The sequence below is a fragment of the Blastococcus sp. PRF04-17 genome (assembly GCF_023016265.1).
Lineage (GTDB): Bacteria > Actinomycetota > Actinomycetes > Mycobacteriales > Geodermatophilaceae > Blastococcus_B.
In genome coordinates this window covers 1946984-1973326 of sequence record NZ_CP095412.1, presented here as the reverse complement: position 1 = coordinate 1973326, position 26343 = coordinate 1946984, and the positions used below count along the sequence as shown (strand labels likewise).

Annotated in this window: 28 protein-coding genes, 1 tRNA gene and 1 pseudogene; 17 read left to right on the top strand and 13 right to left on the bottom strand. The window is 69.3% G+C overall.

Going from position 1 to position 26343, the window contains the following annotated elements; all coding sequences use genetic code 11:
• Together MVA48_RS10080 and MVA48_RS10075 are read right to left on the bottom strand one after the other, a co-directional pair.
• A complete protein-coding gene (locus MVA48_RS10080) occupies nt 1–618 on the bottom strand; it encodes a DUF47 domain-containing protein (RefSeq protein WP_246988425.1) in 618 nt (205 codons plus the stop codon).
• A 104-nt stretch (nt 619–722) separates the two neighbouring features.
• Entirely contained in the window at nt 723–1289 is a 567-nt protein-coding gene (locus MVA48_RS10075) for a sigma-70 family RNA polymerase sigma factor (RefSeq protein WP_246988423.1), read from the bottom strand.
• 6 nt (nt 1290–1295) lie between these two features.
• On the opposite strand from MVA48_RS10075, the gene MVA48_RS10070 reads away from it, so the two are divergent.
• Genes MVA48_RS10070 through MVA48_RS10050 form a run of 5 tightly spaced genes read left to right on the top strand, consistent with a single transcriptional unit; the run spans nt 1296 to nt 6252 of the window.
• On the top strand, nt 1296–2003 hold the full coding sequence (locus MVA48_RS10070) for a zf-HC2 domain-containing protein (RefSeq protein ID WP_371821207.1): 708 nt from the start codon (nt 1296–1298) through the stop codon (nt 2001–2003).
• Nucleotides 2000–3763, top strand: a complete 1764-nt coding sequence (locus tag MVA48_RS10065; RefSeq protein ID WP_246988419.1) for a copper resistance CopC/CopD family protein — start codon at nt 2000–2002, stop codon at nt 3761–3763. Before MVA48_RS10070 ends, MVA48_RS10065 begins: the two co-directional genes overlap by 4 nt.
• A 43-nt stretch (nt 3764–3806) precedes the next feature.
• Entirely contained in the window at nt 3807–4514 is a 708-nt protein-coding gene (locus MVA48_RS10060; protein WP_246988417.1) for a YcnI family protein, read from the top strand.
• Nucleotides 4511–5173: an SCO family protein gene (locus tag MVA48_RS10055; protein ID WP_246988415.1), complete on the top strand. Its 663-nt coding sequence runs from the start codon at nt 4511–4513 to the stop codon at nt 5171–5173. The genes MVA48_RS10060 and MVA48_RS10055 overlap by 4 nt, the downstream gene beginning before the upstream one ends.
• Entirely contained in the window at nt 5170–6252 is a 1083-nt protein-coding gene (locus MVA48_RS10050) for a hypothetical protein (RefSeq protein ID WP_246988413.1), read from the top strand. Before MVA48_RS10055 ends, MVA48_RS10050 begins: the two co-directional genes overlap by 4 nt.
• A gap of 22 nt (nt 6253–6274) precedes the next feature.
• On the opposite strand, the gene MVA48_RS10045 is transcribed toward MVA48_RS10050, so the two are convergent.
• Genes MVA48_RS10045 through MVA48_RS10030 form a run of 4 tightly spaced genes read right to left on the bottom strand, consistent with a single transcriptional unit; the run spans nt 6275 to nt 10641 of the window.
• Complete coding sequence (locus MVA48_RS10045) at nt 6275–7099, bottom strand: phosphocholine cytidylyltransferase family protein (protein WP_246988411.1); 825 nt, start codon at nt 7097–7099, stop codon at nt 6275–6277.
• A complete protein-coding gene (locus MVA48_RS10040; protein WP_246988409.1) occupies nt 7086–8228 on the bottom strand; it encodes a CDP-glycerol glycerophosphotransferase family protein in 1143 nt (380 codons plus the stop codon). The genes MVA48_RS10045 and MVA48_RS10040 overlap by 14 nt, the downstream gene beginning before the upstream one ends.
• On the bottom strand, nt 8225–8986 hold the full coding sequence (locus MVA48_RS10035; RefSeq protein WP_246988407.1) for an HAD family hydrolase: 762 nt from the start codon (nt 8984–8986) through the stop codon (nt 8225–8227). Before MVA48_RS10035 ends, MVA48_RS10040 begins: the two co-directional genes overlap by 4 nt.
• 47 nt (nt 8987–9033) lie before the next feature.
• The gene (locus tag MVA48_RS10030) at nt 9034–10641 is read right to left on the bottom strand and encodes a mannitol dehydrogenase family protein (protein ID WP_246988405.1); all 1608 of its coding nucleotides are present in this window, start codon (nt 10639–10641) and stop codon (nt 9034–9036) included.
• Between the two features lie 437 nt (nt 10642–11078).
• On the opposite strand from MVA48_RS10030, the gene MVA48_RS10025 reads away from it, so the two are divergent.
• The 4 genes from MVA48_RS10025 to MVA48_RS10010 all read left to right on the top strand — a co-directional run bounded on the left by MVA48_RS10025 (nt 11079) and on the right by MVA48_RS10010 (nt 12933).
• On the top strand, nt 11079–11873 hold the full coding sequence (locus tag MVA48_RS10025) for a M23 family metallopeptidase (RefSeq protein WP_246988403.1): 795 nt from the start codon (nt 11079–11081) through the stop codon (nt 11871–11873).
• A 24-nt stretch (nt 11874–11897) separates the two neighbouring features.
• Nucleotides 11898–12311, top strand: a complete 414-nt coding sequence (locus tag MVA48_RS10020; RefSeq protein WP_246988401.1) for a helix-turn-helix domain-containing protein — start codon at nt 11898–11900, stop codon at nt 12309–12311.
• 20 nt (nt 12312–12331) lie between these two features.
• Nucleotides 12332–12745 (top strand): VOC family protein, encoded by a 414-nt coding sequence (locus MVA48_RS10015; protein WP_246988399.1) that lies wholly within the window; start codon nt 12332–12334, stop codon nt 12743–12745.
• 115 nt (nt 12746–12860) lie between these two features.
• Nucleotides 12861–12933: transfer RNA gene (locus MVA48_RS10010), tRNA-Ala, on the top strand.
• A 200-nt stretch (nt 12934–13133) separates the two neighbouring features.
• Here the strand turns inward: MVA48_RS10010 and MVA48_RS24115 are convergent.
• From MVA48_RS24115 to MVA48_RS10000, 3 genes and pseudogenes are all read right to left on the bottom strand, one after another.
• A pseudogene (locus tag MVA48_RS24115) lies at nt 13134–14159 on the bottom strand (tyrosine-type recombinase/integrase); the annotation flags it as partial.
• A 74-nt stretch (nt 14160–14233) separates the two neighbouring features.
• On the bottom strand, nt 14234–14446 hold the full coding sequence (locus tag MVA48_RS24110; protein WP_371821236.1) for a helix-turn-helix domain-containing protein: 213 nt from the start codon (nt 14444–14446) through the stop codon (nt 14234–14236).
• A 207-nt stretch (nt 14447–14653) separates the two neighbouring features.
• The gene (locus tag MVA48_RS10000) at nt 14654–15022 is read right to left on the bottom strand and encodes a hypothetical protein (protein WP_246988395.1); all 369 of its coding nucleotides are present in this window, start codon (nt 15020–15022) and stop codon (nt 14654–14656) included.
• Nucleotides 15023–15492: 470 nt separating this feature from the next.
• Between MVA48_RS10000 and MVA48_RS09995 the strand changes: the two genes are divergently transcribed.
• The 4 genes from MVA48_RS09995 (at nt 15493) to MVA48_RS09980 (ending at nt 18054) form a co-directional block, all read left to right on the top strand.
• On the top strand, nt 15493–16044 hold the full coding sequence (locus MVA48_RS09995) for a Panacea domain-containing protein (RefSeq protein ID WP_246988393.1): 552 nt from the start codon (nt 15493–15495) through the stop codon (nt 16042–16044).
• On the top strand, nt 16037–16348 hold the full coding sequence (locus MVA48_RS09990; protein WP_246988391.1) for a hypothetical protein: 312 nt from the start codon (nt 16037–16039) through the stop codon (nt 16346–16348). Before MVA48_RS09995 ends, MVA48_RS09990 begins: the two co-directional genes overlap by 8 nt.
• 118 nt (nt 16349–16466) lie before the next feature.
• Nucleotides 16467–16676 (top strand): hypothetical protein, encoded by a 210-nt coding sequence (locus MVA48_RS09985; protein ID WP_246988389.1) that lies wholly within the window; start codon nt 16467–16469, stop codon nt 16674–16676.
• Between the two features lie 481 nt (nt 16677–17157).
• Nucleotides 17158–18054 carry a hypothetical protein gene (locus MVA48_RS09980; protein WP_246988387.1) on the top strand — a complete coding sequence of 299 codons (897 nt, stop codon included), beginning with the start codon at nt 17158–17160 and terminating at the stop codon, nt 18052–18054.
• 130 nt (nt 18055–18184) lie between these two features.
• Here the strand turns inward: MVA48_RS09980 and MVA48_RS09975 are convergent, their stop codons facing one another.
• The 3 genes from MVA48_RS09975 to MVA48_RS09965 all read right to left on the bottom strand — a co-directional run bounded on the left by MVA48_RS09975 (nt 18185) and on the right by MVA48_RS09965 (nt 19792).
• On the bottom strand, nt 18185–18487 hold the full coding sequence (locus MVA48_RS09975; RefSeq protein WP_246988385.1) for a putative transcriptional regulator: 303 nt from the start codon (nt 18485–18487) through the stop codon (nt 18185–18187).
• Nucleotides 18469–18834, bottom strand: a complete 366-nt coding sequence (locus tag MVA48_RS09970) for a hypothetical protein (RefSeq protein WP_246988383.1) — start codon at nt 18832–18834, stop codon at nt 18469–18471. Before MVA48_RS09970 ends, MVA48_RS09975 begins: the two co-directional genes overlap by 19 nt.
• Nucleotides 18835–19270: 436 nt before the next feature.
• Nucleotides 19271–19792, bottom strand: coding sequence for a hypothetical protein (locus tag MVA48_RS09965; RefSeq protein WP_246988381.1), 522 nt, complete (start codon nt 19790–19792; stop codon nt 19271–19273).
• 274 nt (nt 19793–20066) lie between these two features.
• Between MVA48_RS09965 and MVA48_RS09960 the strand changes: the two genes are divergently transcribed.
• From MVA48_RS09960 to MVA48_RS09945, 4 genes are all read left to right on the top strand, one after another.
• Nucleotides 20067–21980, top strand: coding sequence for an AAA family ATPase (locus MVA48_RS09960; protein ID WP_246988379.1), 1914 nt, complete (start codon nt 20067–20069; stop codon nt 21978–21980).
• 315 nt (nt 21981–22295) lie between these two features.
• On the top strand, nt 22296–23012 hold the full coding sequence (locus tag MVA48_RS09955; RefSeq protein ID WP_246988377.1) for a toll/interleukin-1 receptor domain-containing protein: 717 nt from the start codon (nt 22296–22298) through the stop codon (nt 23010–23012).
• 264 nt (nt 23013–23276) lie between these two features.
• Nucleotides 23277–24164, top strand: a complete 888-nt coding sequence (locus tag MVA48_RS09950) for a hypothetical protein (protein ID WP_246988374.1) — start codon at nt 23277–23279, stop codon at nt 24162–24164.
• Entirely contained in the window at nt 24164–24919 is a 756-nt protein-coding gene (locus tag MVA48_RS09945; protein ID WP_246989153.1) for an LA2681 family HEPN domain-containing protein, read from the top strand. The genes MVA48_RS09950 and MVA48_RS09945 overlap by 1 nt, the downstream gene beginning before the upstream one ends.
• 471 nt (nt 24920–25390) lie before the next feature.
• Here the strand turns inward: MVA48_RS09945 and MVA48_RS09940 are convergent, their stop codons facing one another.
• Entirely contained in the window at nt 25391–25861 is a 471-nt protein-coding gene (locus MVA48_RS09940; protein ID WP_246988372.1) for an acyl-CoA thioesterase, read from the bottom strand.
• Nucleotides 25862–26343: the final 482 nt, after the last annotated feature.

The following is a 26343-nucleotide window of genomic DNA, read 5'->3' as shown; positions in this document are numbered from 1 at the left end:
TCAGGACTCCTTGACCGCGATGGTCTCGACCACGTTGGCGATGTGCTCGAAGGCGTCGGCCGCCTCCTCGAGCTGGTCGGCGACCTCCTTGAGCTTCAGGATCTCCAGGGCGTCGAACTCGCCGCTGTAGAGCCGGGAGAGCAGGCGGCGGTAGAGCTTGTCCGCCTCGTTCTCGATGCGGTTGACCTCGATCCAGTAGTCGGAGAGGTCCTTGAGCGTCCTCAGCCGCGGCATGGCCTCGGCGGTCGTCTGCGCGCAGCGCTGGAGGAGGGCGACCTGCTGGCTCATCTCGGCGGGAAGGGTGCCCAGCCCGGTGAGGACGACGAGGTCCGCGGCGGCCTCGACGAAGTCCATGACGTCGTCGAGGTTGCTGGCGAGCTTGTAGATGTCCTCGCGGTCGAACGGCGTCACGAAGCTGGTGTTGAGGTGCCGGAAGATCGCGTGCGTGGTCTGGTCGGCCTCGTGCTCCAGGTCGCGCAGCCGCGCGGCCAGCTCGGCGCGCCGGGCGTGGTCGTGGATGAACTCGCCGAGGACGTCGGTGGCGGCCACGAGGTTCTCCGCGGACGCGGCGAACAGCGGATAGAAGCTCGAGTCCTTGGGCGTCAGGCTGAAGGGCACGCGTCGGCTCCGTCTCGGGAAGGTGAACGGCCGGGACGCCACGGGCGGCACGGGGCCGTCGGGCAGCATAGGTGCCGCCGCCGGTACCAGGTACCTGCGGGCGCTCACGCGTGCGCGGCGTCGCCCTCCTCGTCGGCGGTCCTCACTCCGGCGAGGTCTCGGACCAGGTCGGCGCGGGCGCGCGCCACTCGGGAGCGGATGGTGCCGACGGGGCAGCCGGCCACCTCGGCCGCGTCGGCGTAGGGCAGCCCCAGGAGCTGGGTGAGGACGAACGCCTCGCGCCGGTCGGGGTCCAGCCGGGACAGCAGGTCGGCGACGGCGGCACCCTCGCCGACGGAGTCGTCCGGCCCGCCCTCGGCCGCCAGGAGCTCGAGGTCAGCGGTGTCCCGGACGAGGGTGAGCCGCCGGCGCCGGCGGGAGCGGACGGCGTCCGCGCAGACCCGCCGCGCGATCGCGAGCAGCCACGTGCGGACCGACGACCGGTGCTCGAACCGGTGCAGCGAGCCGAAGGCGCGCAGGTAGGTCTCCTGCGTCAGGTCGTCGGCCGACCCGGGATCGCCCAGGGCGGCGCACAGCCGCCAGACGTCGGTCTGGGTGGCTCGGACGAGCGCCGCGGCAGCCAGCGGATCGCCGCCCGCGGCGTCCTCCGCGATGCCCTGCAGGTCGTCCACGTCCCCATGTTCGCCTACCGACCCGCAAGCGGTGGGAACCAGAGGGCCCCGGCGGACGACCAATACGGCATGCCGTGCCCACCTTCGGTCCGTGAGGCCATCTCCGCCAGGCTCGACGGCGAGCCGCTCGGGATGCCTGCCGCGCAGCTCGACGCCCATCTCGCGGCGTGCGCCGACTGCGCCGGCTGGGCGGAGCAGGCCGCCCGGGTCACGCGTCGCGCCCGGCTCGCGCCGGCGGCTCCTGTGCCCGATCTCACGGCGGCCGTGCTCGGCGCACTGCCGCGCGAGCTGCCCGGGAGCGCCTCCGCCGCACGCGCCCGGCTGGCCGCGACGGCACTGCGCCTGGCCCTGCTCACGGTCGGCGTGGCCCAGGCCGGTCTGGCCTGGCCGACGTTGACGACCGGCGCCGGGGCGATGAGCGCGCCGGTGCACATGGCCCACGAGACCGGTGCGTGGAACCTCGGCGTGGCCGCCGCCTTCCTCGCCGTCGCGGCGGCGCCGCGGCTGGCGGCCGGGGCGCTGCCGTTCCTCGGCACGTTCGCGGCGCTGCTCGTACCGGTCACCGTGGCCGACCTCGGCGCCGGCCACGTGCACCTCGACCGGGCGGTCGCCCACCTGCTGCTCCTGGCCGGCGCCGGCCTGGTGGCCGTCGTGGCCTGGCGCGGGCGCAGCCGGCAACCACGGGCCGTGGTGTCCCGACGGGTGACCGCGTGACACGCTCGGCCGCGCTGCTGGTCCCCCTGATCGCCGGCTGGCTGCTCCTCGGTCTGCTCACCGCAGGGCCGGCCGCGGCCCACGCCACCCTCGTCGCCACCGACCCGGCGGAGGGGGCCCGGATGGACGAGGCGCCCGACGAGATCACGCTCACCTTCAGCGAGCCGGTCTCGCTGGGCGCCGGCTACGCCCGCCTGATCCACTCGGACGGCACGGTGCACCTGACGGAGACCTCCGTCGACGGCGGAACGGTGACCGTCGTCCCGCGCAGCGAACTGCCCGACGACCAGGGCTACCTGCTCACCTACCGCGTCGTCTCGGCCGACTCGCACCCCATCTCCGGGGCGTTCTCCTTCACCGTCGGCGACGCGGACCTGGTCGCCGCCGGCACGGCCGTCGATCCCACCGACCCGCTCGTCGCCACGGCGCTGCCCATCGCCCGCTGGGTGGGCTTCGCGGGTCTCGCCCTCGCCATCGGCGTCCCCGTGCTGGTCCTGGTGTGCTGGCCGGCCGGCTGGGCGGCCGACCGGCTGCGCCGGCTCGCCGTGGGGGGCGCGCTCGCGGTCGCGGTCGCCGCAGCGGTGAGCTTCCTGCTCCAGGGGCCATACGCGGCGGCCACCGGGCTCGGCTCGATCGCCGACACCTCGCTGCTCGCCGCCACCGCGTCGTCGGCCGCCGGCTGGGTGCTGCTGGCCCGGCTCGGGCTCGCCCTCGCGCTGGCCGCCCTCCTGCGGACCGCCTGGCGGGGCGACGCGCCGACGCTGCCGGCGGTCGTCGCCGGCGGGCTGCTCGCGGCGGGCTTGGTCGTCAGCACCGCCGCGATCGGTCACCCGGTGGCCGGGCCGTGGCCGGGCCTCGCGGTCGCGGTCACCGTCGTGCACGTGGCGGCGATGGCCGTGTGGCTGGGCGGGCTGGCCGGCCTGCTCGCGGGGGTGCTGCGGCCGGGCACGCCCGCCGACGACCTGGCGACCGCGGTGCCCCGCTACTCCCGGCTCGCGTTCGCCTCGGTGTCCGCCCTCGTCGTCAGCGGCGTCGTCCAGTCGGTCCGCGAGGTGGAGTCCCCCACCGGGCTGTTCTTCACCACCTACGGCTGGGTGCTGGTCGCCAAGCTGGTCCTGGTGCTGGTCGTGCTCGCCGCCGCGGGCGTCTCGCGGGTGTGGGTGCAGCAGCGGCTCGGCGTCCGCCGCTCGCGGCCGGGCCCCCGGCGCAGCCTTCCCGCGCACGCCTTCGCCAACGCCGGTGGTGGCCCGCCGGCGCAGGACGGGCCGGCCGCCGTGCGCGAGCACCTGCAATCGGAGAGCGCCGCGGAGCACGTGCCGGCACTGCGCCGGTCGGTCCTGGTGGAGGTCGTCGTCGCGGCGGCGATCCTGGCACTGTCGGCCGTCCTGGTCGGCACGCCGCCGGCCCGGTCGGCCGTCGCCGAGCCGGTCGACGTGGTGCTGCCGCTGGAGGGCAGGGCCGGCCCGTCGGGCAGCGTGCAGATCTCGCTCGATCCCGCCCGGCCCGGACCCAACACCCTGCACGTCTACCTGTTCGACGACACCGGGCGGCTGACCCAGCCGGCCGACCTCGACGTCAGCCTCACCGAGCAGGCGCAGGAGATCGGTCCGCTGGACGTGGATCTCCAGCCCGCCGGTCCCGGCCACTACGTCGGTGACGGAACGGCCATTCCGGGCGCCGGCACCTGGACGCTGTCGGTCAGCGTCCGCCTCGACGAGTTCACCGCCACCACGGCGAGCACCACCTTCCCGGTGCGGTGAGCGGCCCCGCTCTGTCCCGTTGGTCCCAACCATGAGGAGTTCCGTGTCCGTCCGTCGTGCCCCTGCCCGCCTGACCGTCGTCGTCGTGGCCGTCCTGACCGCCGTGGTGACCTGGGCGGGGGTGGCGTCGGCCCACGTGACCGTCTCGTCGCAGGACGCCGCCCCCGGCGGCTACGGCAAGCTGACCTTCCGCGTGCCGAACGAGAGCGAGGCGGCGTCGACCGTCGGGCTGCGCATCCAGATCCCCGAGGAGGCCGCACTGGCCTCCCTGCGCACCCAGCCCGTGCCCGGCTGGACCGCGACGCTGACCACGGCGGCGCTGGACGAGCCGCTCGAGAACCACGGGCAGGAGATCACCTCCTACGTGTCGGTCGTCGAGTTCCGCGCCGTGGACGGCGCCGGCATCGCGCCCGGCGAGTTCCAGGAGTTCGCGCTCTCCGGCGGTCCCTTCCCCGACGTGGCCTCGGTCTCGTTCCCGACGGTGCAGCTCTACAGCGACGGCACCGAGGCCGCCTGGATCGAGCCCACCGTCGAGGGCCAGGGCGAGCCCGAGCGCCCCGCCCCGGTGCTGACGCTCGCCTCGGACAGCGGAACCGGGACGGCGGCGACCGACAGCGACCACTCCCACGCCGAGGCGGCCGCGGAGAACCCGGGCGCGCTGGCCCTCTTCGTCGCGATCGTCGCGCTGCTCACCGGCATCGCCGGCGTCGTCCTCGGCTGGCGGGCCGGTCGACGTACCGTGTCGTCGTGAGTTCACCGCGCTACCTGACCGCCCTCCTGCTCGCCGCCGGCGTGGCGCTGGCCGGGTGCGGCGGCGAGGCGCCGGCGGCGGAGTCGGGGCACGACCACTCGGGTGGCCACTCGGGAGGCGTGGCCACCTTGGAGGGGCCGGGGGACCGGTATGCGGGCCTGGACCTGGCCGAGCCGTACCGGCGCCCGACCTTCACGCTGACCGACACGACCGGGGCAACCTTCGACTTCCGGGAGGAGACCGCCGGCCGGCCGACGCTGCTGTTCTTCGGCTACACGAACTGCCCCGACATCTGCCCGACGACGATGGCCGACGTCGCCGTCGCGTTGCGCGGGCTGGAGCCGGCGGTCACCGACGACCTGCAGATGATCTTCGTGACCACCGACCCGGCGACCGACACCCCGGAGGTGCTCGCCGAGTACCTGGGCCGCTTCGACGCCGACCTGCCCATCCGGTTCACCGGGCTCACCGGCGACCAGGAGGCGATCGACCGGGCGCAGCTGGCCACCGGCGTGCCCCTGGCGGAGGACCAGGGCCGGCTGCACTCGTCGTTGCTGCTCCTGTACGGGACCGACGACGAGGCGCACGTCGCCTTCGACGCCGGCAACACCGCGCGCGACATCGCCGCGGACCTCTCCGTGGTGGCGGGCGCGGCGTGAGGCGGGCGCCGGCCCGGCTGCTCGTCGTCGTGCTCGGCGTGCTGGCCACGCTGTCGGTGGCCGGCCCGGCGGCGGCGCACGTCGGGGGCGGGGCGGCTGGCAGCAACTACGACGCCCGCGTCACCTCGGTGACCCCGGACGTGCCCGGCATCCGGGTCCGGGTCCTGCAGTTCGGGGACGAGATCGAGCTGGCCAACGACACCGCCACCGAGGTGGTCGTGCCGGGTTACGACGGCGAGCCGTACCTGCGCATCGGGCCCGACGGCGTCTGGCGCAACGCCAACAGCGCCGCGACCTACGTCAACCTCGACCGGTTCGCCCTGGTCGACGTGCCGGCCCACGCCCGCGAGGGGGCGGCGCCGGACTGGGAGAAGGTGTCGACGAAGTCGGCCTACGTCTGGCACGACCACCGCACGCACTGGATGAGCGAGAAGCAGCTGCCGCCGCAGGTGGCCGCCGATCCGGGTGCGGAGCACACGGTCTTCGAATGGACGGTGCCGGTGCTGCACGGCCGGACCCCGATCGCCATCGAGGGCGTGCTGACCTGGTCCCCGCCGCCCCCGCCGTGGCTGGTCTGGCCGGTGCACGTCGGCCTCGTGCTGGTCGCGCTGGCAGCCGGGCTGCTGGCCCGTACGCCGCGTCCGCTGGGCGTGCTGCTGGTGGCCGGTGCCACCGCGGCGGTGTGGCACGCCGCGGCCACGCCCGCGCCGCCGGAGTCGCTCTCCTCGCACGCGGGGGCGCTGCTGTCGGCCGCCATGCCGGCCCTGCTGGCCGCGCTGGTCGCCGGCCTGGGGTTCCGCGCCGCCCTGCGCGGGCGCGGTGCCATGGCCGGCCTGATGGCCGTCGTCCTCGGCTGGCTGCTGCTGGTGCAGGGCCTGCCGGACGTCGACGTCCTCTGGTCGGCGAACGCCCTGTCGGGCGGGCCGCAGCTCGCCGCCCGGATCGCCGTCGGTCTGCTCGTGACGCTCGGCTTCGGGCTGGTGGCCGGCGGCATCGCCGCCGTGCGGCGGTTCCGCGAGACCCCTCGCCCGAGCGGAACGACCCCGAGCGGCGCGACCGATCCCGTCCCGGTCGGCTGAGCCGACCGGGAGGGGACGTCGGTCAGCCGGCCTCGGCGGCCACCCCGTCCAGCGCCGTCGCGGTGCGGACGCCCGGCAGCAGGGTGTTGGCGCGCTGGAGGTCGGTCTCGAAGTCGACCTCGACCGCGGCGAACTGCGAGATGTCGATCGGCCGGAAGCGCAGGCCCCGGTGCTCGATCGCGGTCTCCATGCCGCGCTCGAAGTAGTCGTTGGCGTCGCACGCGGTCAGGTGCTCGGCGAGTGCGGCCTTGTCGGCGGCGGAGACGAAGTTGATGCCGACGGCCTCGCCCAGCCCGCCGACGACGGTCTTGGAGAGCTCGCGGACGAACCCGTCGCCGTCGAGGGTGTACTTGACCTCTTCGTCGGCCACCGTGTTGGTGTCGACGCAGACGAAGCTCTGGTCCGCCTTCAGGCTCGGCAGCGCGAGCTCGAGCACGGCCGGGTCGAAGACGACGTCGCCGTTGAGCCACAGGACACCGCCGTCGCGGGAGGTCTGCAGCCCGCGGAGCAGGCTCTTCGACGTGTTCGTGACCGCGAAGTCGGGGTTGTAGGCGAAGGTCAGGTCCGGCGCGGCCTGCATGATCATCTCGCAGCGGTATCCGACGACCGCGGTGATCGGCACCTCCGGGCCCAGCACCGCCCGCAGCCCGTCGAGCTGGCGGCGCAGGATCGTGCGGCCGTCCTGCAGGGGCGTCAGCGGCTTCGGGTGGTCGCGGCCGAGGCGGGTGCCCATGCCCGCCGCGAGGATCACCACCTGCAACGGCGCGGGAGCGGCGTGCAGGCGCGAGGCTCTCGAGGAAGAACGGCCCTTCAGTGCACTGGTCAGAAGCCGGTCAGCGTTCCGCACGGTTCTCATCTCCCTCGGTCGTTCCGGTGGACCCGGACGCGGGTGCGCCGGGGAAGAGCAGCTGGAGGACGCGGTCGGTGGCGTGCCCGTCCTCCAGGTGGGTGAAGGTCTCGCGGAACCGGGCGTACCGGTCGCGCGTCTGCGCCGTCAGGTCGTCGATCTCCGCGATCGCGTCGACGATCTCCTTGCTGGTGCGCAGCAGCGGGGTGGGGGCCGCCTCGGCCAGGTCGAAGTAGAAGCCGCGCAGCTCGTCCCGGAAGTAGTCCAGGTCGTAGGTGAAGAACAGCAGCGGCTTGCCGGTGATCGCGAAGTCGAACATGGTCGACGAGTAGTCGGTGACCATGAGGTCCGCGGCCAGGTAGAGGTCTCGGATGTCGGGATGGCTGCAGACGTCACGGACCACCGAGCCCTCGGCGACCTCCAGCCGGTCCATCACCATGTTGTGCAGGCGCAGCAGCAGCACGTGGCCGGTGCCCAGGCGCGCGCCGAAGTCGTCGAGGTCCAGTGGGAACTCGAAGTCCTGCGGGCCGGTCTTGTTGAAGACGAGGTCGTCGCGCCAGGTCGGCGTGTAGAGGACGACCGTCTGGTCGTCGCGGATGCCGAGGTCGGCGCGGACCTGTGCCCGAACCTGGTCGCGCTGCGGGCTGCTGAGCAGGTCGTTGCGCGGCAGGCCGGTCTCGTGGATCGGCCCGGAGAAACCGAACGCCTTGCGCAGCCGCTCGGTGCTCGCCGTGTTGGGCGAGAGCAGCAGGTCCCAGCGGGCGATGTCGTGCTCGAGGTAGGCCAGCCGGCCCTCGGGCGCCCAGAGGACGTCGTTGTGGATGCGCTTGAGCGGCGTCCCGTGCCAGGTCTGCAGGTACGTCGCGCCGGCCTTCTTCTCCCAGTCGAGGGGGATGTGGTCGTTGGAGACGACCAGGTCGGCCGCCTCGAGCGCCGCGATGCACTCGGGGGAGCCGAACTCGACGGTCGCGATGCCGGCCGGGAACGTCGCCTGCAGGTGCGGCGCGGCCAGCCAGGTGTGGGTCGCCCCGGCCGCGGGGGAGTCCGGTCCCTGGGCGAGCAGCGCTTCGTAGATGGCCCGGGGGCTGTCGGAGAAGTGGCCGCGGAAGGCGCTGTAGACGATGTTCACCGCGCGGCTCCCGTCAGGACGTCGGAGGTGGGCAGCAGGAGGTCGGCCACCTCCTGCCACGAGGAGACGACGGCCAGGACGCCGGCCGCCTCCAGCGCGGCGGCCCGCTCGGCCCGCTCGGCGGGCGGCACGAACAGCAGGTTGCCGATCGTGGGGCACCCGGCGGCCACGGCCGACCGGACGCCGACGACGGAGTCCTCGACGGCCAGGCCGGCCTCGGGGGCGATGCCCAGCTCGGCGCAGGCGTGCAGGTACACGGCCGGGTCGGGCTTGCTCGTCGGCGTGGGCAGCGAGTCCTCGGCGCTGAACCGGCGGTCGGCCGGGATGAGGTCGTCGAGCTCGGTGGCGGTGAAGCAGCCGGCGAGCCGCACCAAGGCGCTGGAGCTGACCGCGGCCAGCGGCAGGTGCTCGGCGAGCAGCGTCAGCGCGGCCGAGGTCGCGGGGTGCGGGCGGAGGGTGCGGGCGAGGTGCTCCGACACCGCCCGCCTCTCTTCCTGGACCCACGGCTCGACGTCGACGTCCTCGACGCCCTCGGCGGCGGCCAGGTGCAGCGCGGTGGTGCGGAAGTTCATGCCGGTGGCGGCCAGCCGCAGCTCCTCGGCGGTGAACCGGCGGGTGCTGCCGATCGAGGCGAGGAAGGCGTTGGTGACCTCCACCGACGCGTCGAAGGCCGGCTCCTCGGAGGGGAAGAGGTTGCCGTCGGCGTCGCAGAGCAGCACCTGCACCCGCTCGAGCAGCGGGCTCGGGTCGGCGTTCACTCGGGTCTGCTCCTCTCGCGTGTTCTGGGGGTGGGTTGCGGCTCCTGTCACGACCGCAGTGTTCCCGAACCGGTCACGGCGCCGGTCATCGCGGCCCGGACGCCGTCCCGCTCGATGCGCTCCAGCGCCTGCTCGAGCTCGGCGACGAAGGCCGGATGCTCGGCCAGGTCGCCGAAGATCGTCCGGTCGGCCAGCAGCGGTCGGGGATCGGTGCCCCCGGCCGCGGCCCGCGCCTGCAGCTCGTCGGCGCGGGGGTCGTCGATCGGGATCAGCCGCCCGTACTCGTCCGTGCGGCGCAGGTAGCGGAACCAGCCGGCCACCGCGAGGGTGAGCAGCCCGTGCGGCCGGTCCTCGGCCACGGCCTGCCGCAGAGTGGGCAGCAGGTGGTGCGGCATCTTGGTCGACCCGCGGCGGGCGAGCCGGGAGAGCGTGTCGGCGATCGCCGGGTTGGCGAACCGCTGGAGCAGCGTGCGCTTGTACTCCGCGAGGTCGATGCCGTCGGGCGGCGGCAGGAGCGGCGTCACCTCGTCGTCCATCATGCGGGCGACGTAGGTCGCGAACAGCGGGTCGGCCATGACCTGGTCGATGCTGGTGAAGCCGGCCAGCGAGCCGAGGTAGCCCAGTGCGCAGTGGCTGGCGTTGAGCAGCCGGGTCTTCATGAGCTCGTAGCGCGCGACGTCGGGCACGAAGCGGACGCCGACCTGGTCCAGTGGCGGGCGCCCGTTGCAGAAGTCGTCCTCGATGACCCACTGGGAGAACGGCTCGGTGATCACCGGCCAGTTGTCCTGCACGCCGTAGCGCTGCGCTACGGCCTCGCGCTCCTCGGGCGTGGTGTGCGGCGTGATCCGGTCGACCATGCTGCTCGGGAAGGCGACCCGGTCGGTGATCCAGCGGGCCAGCACCTCGTCGCGGAGCCGGGCGTAGCCGACCAGGGCCGACCGGGCGCAGTCGCCGTTGCGGTGCATGTTGTCGCAGGAGACGACGGTGAACGGCGGCAGGCCGGCCCGGCGGCGGCGGTCGAGGCCCTCGACGATGAAGCCGAAGACGGTGCGCGGCTGGTCCGGGTGCTCGAGGTCCCAGCGGATGTCGACGTCGGCCGGGTCGAACTCGCCGGTCTGCGGGCAGAGCCGGTAGCCGCTGCCGGTGATGGTGAGCGACACCATGCGGGTGCGCGGATCGGTGAGGACGTCGAGCACCGTCGCCGGGTCGTCCGGGGCGAAGTGGTAGTCGATCATGACGCCGACGACCCGGGCCCGCTCGCCGTCCGGGCTGCGCTCGACCACCGTGTAGAGGTGGTCCTGCGGCGCGAGGGCGTCCTTCATGTTCCGGCTGTGCAGGCCGACGCCGACCACGCCCCAGCCGGTGCTGATGCCGCGCTCGGCGACCTCGTCGAAGTAGAGCAGCTGGTGGGACCGGTGGAACCCGCCCACGCTGAAGTGGACGACGGCCGGAGTGAGGAGCGAGCGGTCGTAGGTCGGGACGAGGACCTGGTTGCCGTGCTGGGCGAGCGTCTCGTCGGAGAGCGGGCGGATGGTGTCGGCGACCGCCGCGACGTTGGGCAGGTCGGGGGTGCGCGGCAGTCCTGCGGACAGGGGAGGGGCGAGTAGGTGTGGAGCTGGGTCAACTGCATCCCTCCGTCTCTCGGTCGTGGGCACGGCTCATCGCGGCCGTCCCAGTCACGGGCCGACGGTGGATCAGCAGTACACGGGTCCAGCGGCTCCCCGCGCAATGGGTCCGGCGTCCAACCGCGCGCGCGACATCGAATCTTCAACTGTCGCAGCGGGCGCGATTTCTTCACGCCGGGAGAACCATCCTGCCCGCTGCGCCCCCTGCTCAAACGGGCCGCCACCCGCTCGGGTGTACGCCGCGCCGGGCATCGTGAGCAGGACCACTGGCGGGCAGAGCGCGCGAGCGGGAATGACATCCGTGTCAGTAACAGCTGTGACTCGTGAGCAGTGTGGGACAGGTCGCGCGGCGTGTCCCGGCAGACGCGCCGGACGCCCGGTCACGAACGCGTCACGGAATGTTTGTATGACGGACAGCCGAACCACGTCGGATCGGCCGTCTTCCCCTCGAGGCGACAGGCAGGTGCATGGACGCAGGTTCCGCCCCGGAGGCCGTCACCGACCTCCTGGACGCCGTCCGTCCGGCCCGCCGTCGAGGCGCGGTAACGCGTTCCGGTCGCCCGGCCCGCCCTCCCCGCGGTTCCGCGCCGCGCCGTCCCGCCCTCCTGCTGGCCGCGCTGCTGACCGGCGGCGTCGCGGCGGCCGGCCTGAGCCTCACCGGAGCCCCGGCGGCCTCGGCCGAGGCGACGTCGGTGCTCCACGCGCAGCAGGCGCTGCGCGGCGAGGACGAGAACCTCGAGGTCAAGCCGCAGGCGTCGGTCACCGTCGCCGAGGCGCAGGCCCGGCTGCAGGAGGTGGCCGCCTCGCGTGCCGCCTCGCGTGCCGCCCGCGCCGAGGCGGAGGCCGCTGCGATCGAGGCCGCCCGCCCCAAGTTCGTGCTGCCGGTGGCCGGAGCGCGGCTCACCAGTGGCTTCGGGCCGCGCTGGGGCACCTTCCACCACGGCATCGACCTCGCCGCTCCCATGCGCACACCCGAGTACGCCGCCGGTGACGGCGTGGTGCTGCGCGCCGGCGCCGCCAGCGGCTTCGGCCTGGCCGTCTACATCCTCCACGAGAACGGCGACGTCACGGTCTACGGCCACATGGACGAGATCCTCGTCGAGCCCGGGCAGTACGTGGACGCCGGTGACACGATCGCGCTGCTGGGCAACCGCGGCCAGTCGACCGGCCCGCACCTGCACTTCGAGGTGCACCGCGGCGGTGAGGACGGCGAGCGGATCAACCCGGTCACCTGGCTGCGCGAGCGCGGCGTCCACCTCTGATCCGGACGTGCTTCGATCCGGTTCGTGAGCCGGGCGGTGGAGGAGACCAACCTCCGCATGCTGCGTGCTCGCGACGTCATGGACCGCCGGTACGCCGAGCCGCTCGACGTGCCGACGCTGGCGCGGATCGCCTACGTCTCGGAGGCGCACTTCATCCGCACCTTCCGGGCGACGTTCGGCGAGACGCCCAATCGTTACCTCCAGCGGCGCAGGGTCGAGCGGGCGATGTTCCTGCTGCGGTCGACCGACCGGTCGGTGACCGACATCTGCATGGACGTCGGGTTCACGTCGCTCGGCACCTTCAGCCGGGTCTTCCGGGACGTCGTGGGCGAGCCGCCGAGCGACTACCGCCGGCGGGGGCCGCTGCCCGACGTGCCCTCCTGCTTCGCGATGGCCTGGCTGAGGCCGAGCAGTTTCGGAGAAGCGCGTGGGAAGTGAGCGTCCCTAGCGTTGCGGCCATGCTGAACAACATCGGGATCACGCAGATCTACGTCCTCGACCAGGACCAGGCGCTCGACTTCTACGTGGGCAAGCTGGGCCTGGAGGTGCACACCGACGCCGACCTCGGCTTCATGCGGTGGCTCACCGTCAACGTCCCCGGCGCCCCCGACCGGGAGATCCTGCTCGAGCGGCCGGGCCCGCCGGCCTTGAGTGAAGAGACGGCGGCCGAGGTGCGCGCGCTGCTCACCAAGGGCGCGTCGGGCGGCACGCTGTTCTTCCGAACGGACGACGCCTACAAGACCCACGTCGAGCTCAAGGCCAGGGGAGTCGACCTGCCCGAGGAGCCGGTCGACCGCGGCTACGGGATCGACTTCGGCCTACGCGACCCGTTCGGCAACAACATCCGCATCGGCCAGATGAAGCAGAGATGAGGAGCCCGCACCTGGGTGGCGGCACCCTCGCCGGGTGTCGCCACCCCTGCGCGGTCGCGAGCGGCCCGGCCTGTACAGTTGCTCCCGGCTCGGACGCACCAGACCGGGCCGGCAAGGGGCTGTGGCGCAGCTGGTAGCGCACCACACTGGCAGTGTGGGGGTCAGGGGTTCGAGTCCCCTCAGCTCCACCCATCTGAGCAGGGCTTTCTTCTACTTGCCCTTCGACCGCTTCGCGCCTGGTTGCAGTTGTGGTTGCAGTTTGTCTGCCCTTACTTGAGAGCAGTAGGGCACCCATCCGGTCCGCAGCCTCCCTCGCGAGGGCCGGCATGACGTGGCTGTAGATGTCCATGGTCGTGCGCATCTGGCTGTGGCCCAGCAGCTCCATGACTACCCGCGGGTGCACGTTCTCGCTGAGCAGCAGGGTGGCGGCGGTGTGCCGTCCGTCGTGCAGGCGGACGTGCCGGACGCCGGCCTGCTGCAGCAGCCGGGTCCAGTCGTCGTAGTCGGTCTTCTTGTCGATCGGCCGGCCGTTGGGCTGGGGGAAGACCAGGTCCTCGTCGTGCCACTCAGAGCCGGCCAGCATCCGCTGGCCGAGCTGGGCGGCCCTGTGCTCGTGCAGGGCGGCGACGAGCGGTAGCGGGAGGGCCAGGGTGCGCTGGCTGCGCTTGCTCTTGGGCTCCTCGTAGATCAGGCCACCGCCGCGGACGCGGTGGATGCTGCGCCGGACCGTCAGGGTGCTGTTGAGCAGGTCGATGTCCTTCCACTGCAGCGCGAGCGCCTCGGACTGGCGCAGGCCGAGAGCGAGAGCGACGGTCCAGCGGGCCGAGTTGCGGACGGAGACGGCGGCTTCCAGGACGGCGCGGGCCTCGCCGAGGTCGAGGGCGGTGGCGATGTCGCTGGGTCTTTGCGCGGGTGGGTCGACCAGGCCGGCGACGTTGCGCGGGACGTGGCCGCGCTGGACGGCGACGGTGAGGGCCCGGGACAGGATGCGGTGGTGCCGGAGCACGGATGCGGGGGAGTAGCCGTCGTCGAGCAGGGCGGTGTAGAGCTGGTCGAGGTGCTCTGGACGCAGCCGGTCGAGGCGGTGCCGGCCGATGCCGGGAATGAGGTGCCTGCGGACGGCGGACTCGTAGCTCTCCAAGGTTCGCTGTCGCACCCGGCGCGGGGCGATTGTGGTCAGCCAGTGCTCGAGCCACCAGGCGACGGTCGGGGTCGACGTCTCGCCGACCGTCCCGGAGTCGCGCTTGCGCTCGAGGTCTCGAACCTTCGCGACCACGACGCCACGACTCTTGCTGCTGACGTGCCGGCGGTCGAGCTTGCCGTCGAGCGTGAACCCGACGGAGACGTAACCGTGCCAGCGTCCGTCGGCGCCCTTGTAGATCGTCGACTCGCCGTTCGACGCGCGTCCCGCCATCCGCTACCCCTCGGCGCTCTGCAGGAGGCTCAGTCTGAGGGACCGCTCAGCCGATGCGTAGGCGCGCTGTGGATTCACGCGGCATCCGGAGGAGGCTGTGGACCGGCCTGGGGACTTTCAAGCCGGTTCACGTATCGCTCGAGTTCGGCGCGGGTGAGTCGGCAGCTGCGGCCGATGTGTACGGGACGGAGATCCCCGCTCTTGATGAGCGCGTACACCGTCGTGCGACCGACGCGGAGGATCTTCGCGGCATCTTCGGGCGTGAGGAGGAGCCGATCGGAGGCCATGACCTCCCGGAGCGGCTGCGGATTACCCATGTCGACATCTCCCGGATCAGTCGCGCATTGCTGCGAAGGCTGCCGCACGACGGTGGGGGCGTGGCCTGCCGAACGTCCCCAGTCCGTCTCCAGCCGAGGATTGCGGTCGTTGACGCGGGAGACTGGAGACTCGAGCGACCGCCTCCTGCCAACTGGAGACGTCCTGGAGTCTCAGGTTCAGCGCACGTCGAGGGCGCCCGTGAGGTGTGCACGTCTCCGGTAGGCCTCCAGTACGGGCTCCAAGGCCCGCGCCAGGGCGGGCAGGTCGCGGTCGTAGACCCGCCCATCGTTCAGCTGGCCGACAAGCTCACCGAGCAGCCTGGGCCAGTCGCGGCGGGTGGGCACGAGAGGAACCTGGACCTCGACGCGCCGCTCGACGAGCTCGACCGCGGACAGGCCCGAGGCCGCGGCCCTGGTCTGCTCCCAGGCGCGGTGCCGGCAGGTGGCCGAGCACCACTTCGGGATCGGCCCCCTGCTCGCCGGAGTGATCGGCCCACCGCACCATCCGCAGGCGGTCGCCGCGGTCCTCCGTTCGGGACCCTGCAAGTCCGCTGCCGCCGGGCCCGAGCGGGCCTCTGGGTTGGTTGCCTGGACTTGCTGACGCCGTTGCCGCTCCCGCTCCCGCCGTCGCGCGCGGTATTCGGGGCTGCCGCTGGTTCCCATGCCGTCAAGGCTCCGGACGAGTCTCCAGAGACCCGTGACCACGCGCTGCGGACCGCGAGTGCATTAGACGCGTCCTCTTGATCTTCTTGGCTCTCCCGTGAACTTGGCGTCGGCGGGAGCTGCCGCAGCGGGGTTGCCGCCAGCTGGCGAAGGGTGTCCCTCAAGGCGGCTTCAAGGGCCCTCCGGCGTCCAGTCCGTGGCGGGCATCACGACAGAGCCCCCCACCCCGCCCCGACGGCATCGGGTGGGGGCTCTTCGTCGGTTTGTCGGCACCGCATGCCAATATCGCACACATGTTCGAAGATGACACGCCGAGGCGTCCGGCTACTAGGGAGTCTCAGTACAGTTTGGGCATGGCAGTGTCAGCTCACGACGTTGCCCGAGCGCTCCGCGCCCGTCTTCCCGGCATCGGAACACTGAAGCTCCAGAAGCTCCTCTACTACTGCCAGGGCCACCACCTGGCAGCAACCGAGGAGCCCCTATTCACCGAGACGGTCAAGGCCTGGGACAATGGCCCCGTCGTCGCCGAGTTCTACGGCGCAGAGAGGTACGGCGCGCCAGCTCCCGAGCCACGAGAGTTGTCCGAGGCGCAACTCAACACGATCGGCTACGTCGTCAGTCGGTACGGCGCGCTCACATCGCGCGACCTGATCAACATGACGCACAACGAGCGGCCGTACAAGCTGGCCGATCTCGACCGCGAACCCGGCACCAGCGCCCGGATCGAGATCGAGTGGATGCGGGAGTACTTCTCCAGCGAAGGCGCCGCCGCAGAGGACGAGCTGGACATCGACCCTGACCGTCTGCAGGAGATGCTGACCAAGGCAGAGGAGCGCCGCGGCCAGCCCGGACAGCCCGATTCGATCGACCGCATCCTCGAGCGCATCCGCCAGCTGAGTGCCTGAAGACACACCACGCCGCTGGCGGCTCATCGACTTTGAACCTCGGTTCGAAGAGTTCATGGACGTCGAGGGGCTGCGCGGCTACGGCGACATCGAGCTGATCGTCTGGATTTGGATCCATGCCAGAGCGCGCAACCCCTACGCTGGCGTCCGTCGCGAGCCGGGCTTCGAGAACCTGTGGTGGGGCAAGATTCCCGAGTCGGCGGACAACCTGGGTCGTGTCGTGACCTGCTCGTACTTCATCAACGAAGTCGACAGCACCATCCAGTGCGCCACCTTCGGCTGGCACACGGGCCCTTTCATCTGACACCAGCCCACCCACGCCCCAGAGCGTCGGGGGGCTCGTCGGTTCTGTCGGTACTTCGGCCTACCTTTCCGGGCGTAGGGGGACCACAGGACCAGCGACGAAGGGAAACGTGACAGCTATGGCCCGGATCGAATTGGACGAAGACGGAGTCAGCAGCGTAGGCAACCTGTTCCAGCGCATCGAGGAAGTGGCTCGGACCCACTCAGGTCGACCCCAGCCGGAAGTCCTGGCCGAGCTCGAGAAGATCTACGCCGACCTCGACTACGGCCCCACCGATGGCCTCGACTTGGCCGAGTTGGCACAGGAGATCGCGAACGGCGGGTCGTAGGGCTCCGAACGACAAAGAGCCCCCGCGCGCCCCGAAACTCCGCGGAAGCTCCTCGACGTCACACGACGTCCGCAAGTGGGCCGGTCAAGTTCGTTGGACGACCCGTGCGAACGGGTAGGGGGCGGCGCATTGCGTATCCGTCACAACGAGTCTCGTCACCGCAGATGCATGAGGTGTGTCGGCTTGTGATCTTGGTGTTCTCCGGTGACGCGGCGTCGGTACGAGCAGGTGCCGAGATTCCGCCAACTGCCGAAGGGTGTTCCTCAAGGCGGCTGGCAAAGACGCACATGGGCTCAACCGAAACCGGGACAGGAAGAGCGATGCGGCTACGGTCGCGCGCTGTCGGCCAGCCGAGCCCTGGCGCCTACACGCCTGAGGGCTGGACACCTGGACAGCTGCTGAGCTGTAGATCGGTGTCTCGCAACGCAAGCGGGGATCCATCTGATCCCGAGCTGTGGGATCGGCTTGGCAGACTCAGAGCGTGACGGAGGAGCAGACCTGGCGGCCGCTGGGTGTCGACACCGACGAGGAGATTGCCGAGTACGACGCGCTGCACGACGGTGTACCCGGGTGGATGGCCAACGCGATGTGGGCGTGGGTGCGCCAGGGGATCACCGTCCGTCGCAGTTACCGGGACGGAAGCGGCTCAGTCGCCATGCTCGACAGCGCCCTGGCCGAGCGCATGTGTCAGACACTGCGGATCCCGCTTCCGACGCTCAGGGCCGTCGAGGTCAGCCTGGATATGGGAAACCGGCACCTGACGGCCGCGATGGCGGCCCTGCAGGAGCACCCGCATCCTCTACAGATCGTCGACTACCTGCTGGCGCACGGCGGCCACGCCAAGGCGGAGGAGCTCGCCGAGGTGCTGCGTCACAGCCGCAGTGCCTGGGAAGTCGGTGAGCGGGCGGGGCGACCGGGGCTTACCCGCCGGGTCCCGGCCGGCGTCCAGGTCGCCGCAGATTCGGTGATGCAGCGAGCCGGTCGCGCGGGAACGAGGCTGGCGAAGGCTTGGGAGGCGCTCTACGGCATTGAGTCCAACCCAAGCGCGGCGTACCGGCTGGCGATCCTGGCGGTGGAAGACGCTGGAGTAGCGGTCGTGTCACCGAAGAACGAGAAGGCCACGCTCGGGACGGTCTTGCGAGACATTGAGCAGCAGGGGGACTGGCGCCTGCCCATGGCCCGAGAGCACGAGGGGGCTCCGTCGCGAGAGGTACTCGTCGGGATGATGCGCTTGCTCTGGCACGGCCAGCACGACCGACACGGCGGGCAGCCTTCTTCGCCGGGAGATGTGTCCTTCGAGGAAGCCAGCGTCGCTGTCTCCTTGGCCATAACGCTCGTGCAGTGGTTCGCGACTGGACTGCTCTCCCGAGACCGCTAAGGACGCCCCGCACACCAGGTACTCCTGCGTGCCGAAGGAAGAAGCCCCGGAGGGCCTGGTGAAAGAAGCCAGCACTCATGTAGCCCCTCAGGCCTCCTCGAGACCCGCGTCCGTACCGCGCCGCGGCTCCTCATGCGTCGTCCGCATACTCACGGAGGACCTCCAGAACTTCAAAGCCGAGGGAGGTGATTCGGCAAACCGTTACGCCGCCGAAGCCAGACGTGGACTCGACCAAACCGCGGGCAACAAGGGCAGCGAGACAGAGGATCGTCGTTCGCGAGGACAGAGCCGATCGACGATGGAGCAATTCAGGCGTCCAAATCAAGGCCGTCCCTGAGAACTCGGGCGGCTCTGTAGTCAACAGTTGCAGCGTGCGCGCGTGATCCCCGGTCAGGTCGGCGATGGCGGTGAGGATCAGCTCGCACTCCTCCACGCGTCGGGCTCCCGTGTCGCCCGGCCGAATGCAGCTCCCATGGCCTTGAGGGTGCGGTCGTGTCCATTCATCCCGGCCGCGTAAAGAAGGCGCGTAACCAACGGGATCAGGCGAGGGTCCTCAGTGATCTTCTCGCGGAGGTCTTCGAGCGTCAGGCCGGACGTGCTCACCGCTGCGCGGAGGGCGGTGGAGCGGTGGCGGGTCCACTCCTCGCGCACCTTTCGGAAGAAGGGCTGGGCCACGAGCCCGGCTCCCGGGATACCAGCACCGACAATTTCCAAGACGAAGTCGGTGACCTCGCCGCCGAACTGGTCGGGCAGGTTGGCTCCGTCCGTCGAGTCCGCCATGGCGGTGAAGATAGCCGCGACGTTGGCCGCCCTCTGCGCCCCAGATCGGATCGGCAGATGCCTGAAGTTGTCCCTTGGGGCCCGCTCGCGGCAGCTTGCCTATCCATCACAACGAGTCCCGACACCGCAGATGCAAGACGTGTGTGGCACGGTGATCTTGATGTCTCCGGTGGGTCTGGTGCCGGTCGAAAGCGGGGGAGTCCCGCGGTCAACGGCTGCTTCAGCCGGCTTCGAGCCTCACGGGGTACCAATACGAACCTGAGGCTCCCCGACGGCGCGCGTGTGGCGCTCGGGTCGCTCACGCGGCGTTGGAGTCGACGTCGACTTACTCGGGAGTCGGCCGGCGGGTGTCCTCGTCCGTGGGCTTGACCCGAGCGCGCCGACGGCGCTGGGCAGGCATAGGACGGTTCCGGACGGTCCGGACTGACTGGCTGCGTTAGTCGGATGCCAGGTCCTGCATCAGCTGCGGAACGAACTCCTCGAACTTGGCTTTGTCACTAAAGGGCAGGAGTAGGGGACTTGGCCGACCCCGGTACCGAAGCATCAGTTGGCCACCGAACGGCCACGTGGTCAGGTTCTCGGTGCCGGTCTGCCACTCCGGGTTGCTGTTCCATGCCACCGTGCCCGGGCCCCCGCCCTCGGTGATCTCGACTGACTCAAGTGCGCGTCGCGCGAGCACGACAACCGTGACGTTGCCCGCCTGGTGGCTCGCGCTCGGCGGGGCCATGACGTTCAGGCCGTTGCCCTGAAGAACCGCTACAAGGTCCTCCGTGAAGAGGACCAGCCACAGGTCGGCGTTTCGGCCCTGCGCCTCGAAGCGCGCGTCGACGAACACAACTTCCTGAGGGAAGAGCAGGGCGGACAGTCGGGCCAGCACGTGCCGAGGGGTGTGAATACCCGTCATGTCCTCGATCGGTTCGAAGAGCTGCTTCTCGGCCCAGTCCTGCTGCGCGGTCACGTGGCGTCCTCTCTTCCCTGAAGCGCGAGCTCCACCCAAGCAGGGTGCCGCGGTGGGGGCGGCATGGTCTGCGCGACCCCATCCAGCCTGACGTACTCCTGCTGGCTCGGCAGGTATCCGGATCGTGCAGCATCAGGTGAGCCAGGTCTTCGAGGTCCATCGCCATGCGGCCTTGGTCTGTCGTTACCTGGGGTTACGGTCGGCCCGATCGCGGCTGGCGCCAGGGGGCAGCCAGCCAGGTGGTGTCAGTAGCGATGAGGCGCGGGGGGTACACGTGAGGCTGCAGCAGTTCCAGGTCCGCAAGTTCCGCAACATCGTGGACAGCGGCCCCATCCAAGTCGAGGACGACGTCACCTGCCTGGTGGGCATGGATGAGGCTGGCAAGAGCGCCATCCTCACGGCTCTCGCACGACTCCACCCGGCCCATCCGTCGACTTTCAGCGTCAGCGAGGACTACCCGCGGTGGCTCAAGACCGCCGACCAGCGGGCGAAGGTCATTGAGCAGGTCACACCAATCACAGCCACGTTCCTGCTGGAGCCCGAGGACAAGAAGAAGATCGGCGCCGTCTTCGGAGACGGTGTCCTGTCGTCGGACGAGGTCATCCTCTCCCGCCGGTATGGCGATGCCACGCTCTGGTGGAACATCCACTTCGACCACCTGGCGGCCGTCCGCAACGTGCTTCAGGCGTGCGGCGTCCCAGCCTCTCTCGCTCCCCGACTGTCAGGACAGCCGACCCTGACCGCGCTGGAGGAGACCGCCAGAAGCCTCAAGAACTCGCTCACAGATGAAGACGAGGACGCAACGGAAGCCGCCCTCGACACCCTGCTCGGCGAACTGGAAGCCATGAAGATCCCGAATGGGCCGATCAAGCGGGTCATCAGCCTGCTGCGTGCTCCGACGTTCTTCTACTTCAGCGACTACAGCGTCTTGGAGGGACGCATCGACCTCGACCGGCTCGCCGAGTCCGAAGAGGAGCGAGCAGGGTCGTCGAGCGACCAGACGGCTCGCTCACTCCTCGCTCTGGCCAATACCACACCGGAATCGCTAAGCGGAGATGACTACGAAGAGCGCAAATCTGAAATGGAGGCCGTGAGCAACGACCTGACGGAACAAGTCTTCAACTACTGGAGGCAGAACCCGAACCTTCGGGTTACCTTCGACCTCGACCGGAAGATCCAGAACGACCCTCAGGGCAGACCTCGGGTCGTCAAGAACATGCTCGACGTCCGCGTCCAGGACACCCGGCACCACTTTACCAACAACTTCTCCCAGCGCTCCTCCGGCTTCCGCTGGTTCTTCTCGTTCCTTGCGGCCTTCACCGAGTTCGAGATGAAGAACGAGGACTACATCGTCCTCCTTGACGAACCAGCCCTCACTCTTCATGGACGCGCCCAGCACGACTTCCTGCGCTTCGTGAACGAGCGCCTCGCTCCCGCCGCCCAGGTGCTCTACACGACCCACAGCCCCTTCATGGTGGAGAGCGAGCACCTCGACCGAGTCCGCATCGTCGAAGACCAGGGACCAAAGAAGGGGGCAGTCGTCACCCAGGAAGCTCTCAGCGTCCGCGAGGACAGCCTCTTCCCGCTCCAGGCAGCGCTCGGCTATGACATCGCCCAGCACCTGTTCATCGGGGAAGCCAACCTCCTCGTCGAGGGTCCGAGCGACCTGCTCTACCTCGACCTCATCGGCCGTCGCGCTGCGGATGACGGTGGCGCCGCGCTGCATAAGGACTGGCGCATCCTGACCGCGGGCGGCGCGGGCAACATCCCCGCCTTCGTCAGCCTCCTCGGAAGCAATGTCGACGTCACCGTCCTCATCGACTCCGGCACCGAGGGAACGGGTCGCCTAGAGCGCGCCATCAAGGCCGGACGCCTGAACAGGGACCGTCTCGTCTCGGTGCAGGAGGTCACCAAGCGCGCGAACAGCGACGTCGAGGATCTGTTCACCGAGGTCGACTATCTGCGCCTATACAACGCCGCATTCGGCACCAGCCACAAGCCGGAGGACCTGCCGCCCGGCGACCGCATCGTCGAGCGCTTGGCTCGGCTGGAGAAGAAGAAGTTCGACCACTACAAGCCCGCCGACCGGCTGCTGCGCGACAGCACCCTGATCGACGCCCTCGAACAGGACACCCTCGACAACTTCAGCCGCTTGATCAAGCGCATCAACCAGACCCGAACGAAGTGAGCGGCAGGCGATGACACAACGCGACTGGGAATAGCGGTTCCCTGGAGATGTCCGTATGCAGCGCCGAGGCAAAGACTCTTCACCCGGAAGTTCTCGCAAGGGGGACGTGTAGTAAGCGAGGGCGAGCATGTGCATGGCTGAAATCCTCAACCTTGTTGCGAATGGTGACACTTTGCTTGGAATAGTCAGGGCGCTCAGCTTGTCGCGCTTCGGCCCGCTGACGACTGGAGTGCCTTCCCTAAGATCGCAGAAACCTGACTCGGCTGCGGATCCAGGCAACATGCCACACGGCAGCCGTCGCGGTAAAATAGTTTCATGAACGAAAAGCCCTACGACCTTGCGGTGTCCTTCGCCGGTGAGCATCGAAACTATGTGGCGCGCACGGTCGAGGCATGCAAGTCGCTAGGGCTGAACGTCTTTTATGACAAAGATAAGAACAACGACTGGTGGGGTGGCAACTTTATCCGCCAGCAGCGAGCAGTCTACAGCTCGCAGACGCGGTTCTTCGTGCCCTTCATCTCGACGGAGTACCTGGCTAAGCCGATCCCAATGGACGAGTTCTCGGCCGCCATGATGACGGCCGTCAAGCAAGGCGACGACTATGTCTTGCCCGTACTCATGGACAACGTCCGGGTTCCGGCCGACCTGCTGCATCCACACACCAACTACCTACGTGCCAGTGACTACACGCCTGAAGAGCTCGCCCGGCAGCTGCAGCAGAAGGTGGGTCGGTCTCGTGAGGCCGGCACACCGCCTGCCGAGCTGGGCCCGGTGGTCGAACACGCTCTTCAGCTACGCCTGCCCAGGGTGGCGCGTTCCGATTGGAGCAAGTACGAGGAGCTTGACCGGCTCTTTGACTACCTGACCACGCAGTTCACGGACGGCGCCAAGAAGCTTCGAGAGCGGGGATTCATCTGCACGGTTAAGCCCCTTGGCGACCGTTTGATGATTCGGGTCGAGCGCAACGGCGAGACCGTCTACGGTCTCGACTTCACCAAGGGGGTGGCCTCGGCTGGGGTGACCACCGCCTGACCTGGAGCATCGACCAGCCCAGTTATTCAGCGAACAGCTACAACGGTTGGGCCACGCCCATCTGGGACCGTCAGCGGGACACGGCGGCGATCCAAGTAACCGACATGGCCTTGGGCGAAAGGCGCGACGACGAGAGTGTTAGCCCCCAAGGCTTCTTCCTGTATTTCTGGGACCAGATGATTGATCAGATCGAACGGAGGGCAAGATGATCCGCGCCCTTGGAGGTGTCGCGGTCGGTGTAAACCTCCTGGGGAGCGCCCGGCGATGACAGATGAGGAGGAGATTGCCGGAGTTGAACCAGCCGCCGACCCGGAAGAAGCACTTGCCGCGTACGAGCAGCTAACCTTTGCGATTGCAGCTCGTGGGGAACAAGACCCTGTCGCAGCCCTTGAAATGATTGGTGGCCTGAGTCTCGACTTCCGGGAAGCGACGTTCGACTCTCCTAACACGCCACTGGTGCTGCTCAACATGACCAGTGTGCTCATCAATCTCGCCAGCGATCTCACTGACGAAGAAGCGCTAGGCTACGCCGTCGAACTGCTCGACAATCTGATCGAGGCCGCTCCAGCGTCGAGTACCTGGATTAGTCATGCTCGCTACAATCGCGCAAACGCGCGGGAAAACCTGCTGGCCGCACGCATGAAGCGTGCGTGGGAGGAAGCTGCCGAGGAACAGCGTCAAGCTGAGTATTACAAAGCGCGAGCGCTCGTGCGCTCGGATCTGCGCGCGTCGCGGCGGGACTTCCTGGCCGCCGCCCAGGACAGCAACTCCGTGCACCGAACCCAGGCGCGCACGAACCTCGGCAACATGCTGTCAACTTCGGGTCGTTGGCTTGAGGCCTTCGAGCAATATGCCGAAGCGGTTGCTATCGACCCGACAAATGGAAACGCCGCCGGAAACGCTGCAGCTAGCTTGCATCGAGCACTGTCGTCCAGCCTCGGCCCAGCCGCCACCTGGCAGCCGTCTACTCGAAGTACCGGGCCATCGCGCAAGCTAATCGAGACAGGACGGTGGAACTGGCCGGCGAGGGCGCGGCCGAACTGTGGGATGCCCTCCCGGAGATCGAATCGCACGGTCACCTGGCACATGCCGTGTCGGATGACCCATACGTCCAATGGGTGGCTCGAGAGCGGCTCGCGCTCACGCCCGTGATGGACGGGCTTGGTAGTGACAACCCGCGCTTCGATGACGTCTCAATCGAGGCAGTGTTCACTAAGCCCGGCGAGGAAGGAATGCCGCAGGTGTTCGCTGCGGCCAACGTCCTCAAGAGCGATTACCTGGCGGCTCGGCGGACCGCCTATCAGGGCCTCGCAATGCTCGAGCAGGGCGCTGATGGCTGGGCGCTCCATCCAGCAGAAACGGGAACCTACGCCAACACGCTTGACTATGCAGTCTATGGAGAGCCCATCTCCTTCCTGACGTTGGGTGCCCGGGCTGCACTGGACGTGCTCGACAAGATCGCCGTAGCGACTAACGAGTACCTCGGGACTGGAGACAGCCCAGGTGGTGTGAACTTTCGAAAGTACTGGTTCGGCAAAGCGACAAAGAATGCCCCCTGGCCCGGCCTGCATCCCAAGCTCATCGAACAGGGTGCTGATATCTCGCGGATCTTGGCGCTGGCTGAACTGGGAGACGACCTCGAGGATGGGGGCTTGTACGAGGAAGCGCAGGCAATGCGCAATCGGAGTACGCACCGCCTAGTTCGTGGCAAACTCTTCGACGCTGAGGGAATCACCAATACTGCCCTAACTACACTTGACATTGACAATCTAAAGCTTGCCACTGTTGAGTCGCTAAGGGTTGCGCGCGCTGGAGTCTTGTACTTTCACGCGCTGGTGAGTGTTAGGGAGCGCGGCAGGGGCAGTAAAAACGAGGGCTTTATGCTTCCCGTCTTCGATCTAGAATAGTGTCATATTCCCTAGTGGTCGCGCTCCCTCATTGACCGGGAACCGGCAGGCGCGTGGTCCCTTCGCGCTCGGTCGCAACTAATGAGCGTGGTTAAGGACCCGCGGGCGTAGTTGCAGTTGTGGTTGCAGTTGGCGGTGTTCGCACCCGTGCGTCGATGTCCGCGGTCGCTCAAACGGGCACGTCAAACGGCTTACGGAACGTCGGCGGACCGCCGCGAACGCGATCATGACGGCCTGGCAGTGTGGGAGTCAGTGGTTGGAGTTCCCGCAGCGCCACCCTTCAGACCGGTTGCAGTGGTGTGTGCGTGTGCCTGTCCTACCCGCCGCAGCAGGGGCTTCCATCCGGTGCCCAGGGTCAGGGGCAGCATGCCGTAGCTGCGGATGGCGGCATGGGTGCTGCTCAAGACACCGCCCAGGGTGTCGCCCGCCCTCACGCGGAGCATGACCTCGTCGGAATCCGCGGACGCGGTCTCAGCTGCCCGACCGCGTCGCGGTGGTGAGCAGGCGTCGGATGTGGTCGGGAACGGGCGTGGGCTTGCCGCTGTCCCGGTCGACGTAGACATGCACCCAGTGCCCGAGGGCGACGACCTGACCGGTTGCATGGTCGTCGGCACCGCTCGATGCCGCACGGAGCAAGCCGAGCTCGTAGGTGACACTGCTGCGACCGAGTCGCGTGACGGCGATGCCGACGGCCAGCGGATCAGGAAAGCGTGCCTCCGCCAGAAAGCGGCATCCCGACTCCGCCACGACCCCGATCGCCGGCATCGTCATGGGGTCCACACCGGCGTCTCGGGCCAGCCAGCCATTGATGGCCGAGTCGAACAACTGGTAGTAGACCGCGTTGTTCAGGTGCCCGAACATGTCGTTGTCGGACCACCGGGTCGAAACCGGCCACACCACGGGGAAGTGGGCTGCCGTGACGGCCTCACCGTTCCGGCTCAACGTCGACTCCGCAGTCGTTCGGACAACGAAGGGGTCGCCGGTCCTTCGTGCGACCTTCCGAGATGCGACACGGCTCCCTCTCAGCGTCACGGGCGACCCTCGACGACATCCTCGGTCACGAACCTTGTCACCACCTGACCGGGCTGTGTCCCTCCACCCCCCGTGCTCGCCCGGCTCTCACGCAAGCTGATCAAGGATTGCTTGCGCGGCACGTGCACCTGACGCGGCGGCGTCGGCGAGGGACGGCATGCCGATGAGGTGGTCGCCTGCGAAGTGGACAACACCTGCGCCCCCGGAGGGACGCGCCTCCTCCTCCGTCACTTCATGGGGTCGGCCCCCTTCTGCGGACCAGCACAGCAACGCGCCGCCTGGATCCGGGACCGCCGTCCGAGGAGGGACCTTCGGCGGTCCTTCCGGCCCGTCGGTTCGGACACTGGACAGGAGCAGCAACAGCCCCTACCGTCGGCCTCAACAAAGTATGC

Bases quoted from the DNA above. Each gene is read 5' to 3' on its own strand.
- MVA48_RS10070 (WP_371821207.1), top strand. From the start codon at position 1,296: ATGTTCGCCTACCGACCCGCAAGCGGTGGGAACCAGAGGGCCCCGGCG.
- MVA48_RS10025 (WP_246988403.1), top strand. From the start codon at position 11,079: ATGGACGCAGGTTCCGCCCCGGAGGCCGTCACCGACCTCCTGGACGCC.
- MVA48_RS10015 (WP_246988399.1), top strand. From the start codon at position 12,332: ATGCTGAACAACATCGGGATCACGCAGATCTACGTCCTCGACCAGGAC.
- MVA48_RS24110 (WP_371821236.1), bottom strand. From the start codon at position 14,446: ATGGCCTCCGATCGGCTCCTCCTCACGCCCGAAGATGCCGCGAAGATC.
- MVA48_RS09995 (WP_246988393.1), top strand. From the start codon at position 15,493: ATGGCAGTGTCAGCTCACGACGTTGCCCGAGCGCTCCGCGCCCGTCTT.
- MVA48_RS09985 (WP_246988389.1), top strand. From the start codon at position 16,467: ATGGCCCGGATCGAATTGGACGAAGACGGAGTCAGCAGCGTAGGCAAC.
- MVA48_RS09970 (WP_246988383.1), bottom strand. From the start codon at position 18,834: ATGGCGGACTCGACGGACGGAGCCAACCTGCCCGACCAGTTCGGCGGC.
- MVA48_RS09955 (WP_246988377.1), top strand. From the start codon at position 22,296: ATGAACGAAAAGCCCTACGACCTTGCGGTGTCCTTCGCCGGTGAGCAT.
- MVA48_RS09950 (WP_246988374.1), top strand. From the start codon at position 23,277: ATGACAGATGAGGAGGAGATTGCCGGAGTTGAACCAGCCGCCGACCCG.
- MVA48_RS09945 (WP_246989153.1), top strand. From the start codon at position 24,164: ATGGACGGGCTTGGTAGTGACAACCCGCGCTTCGATGACGTCTCAATC.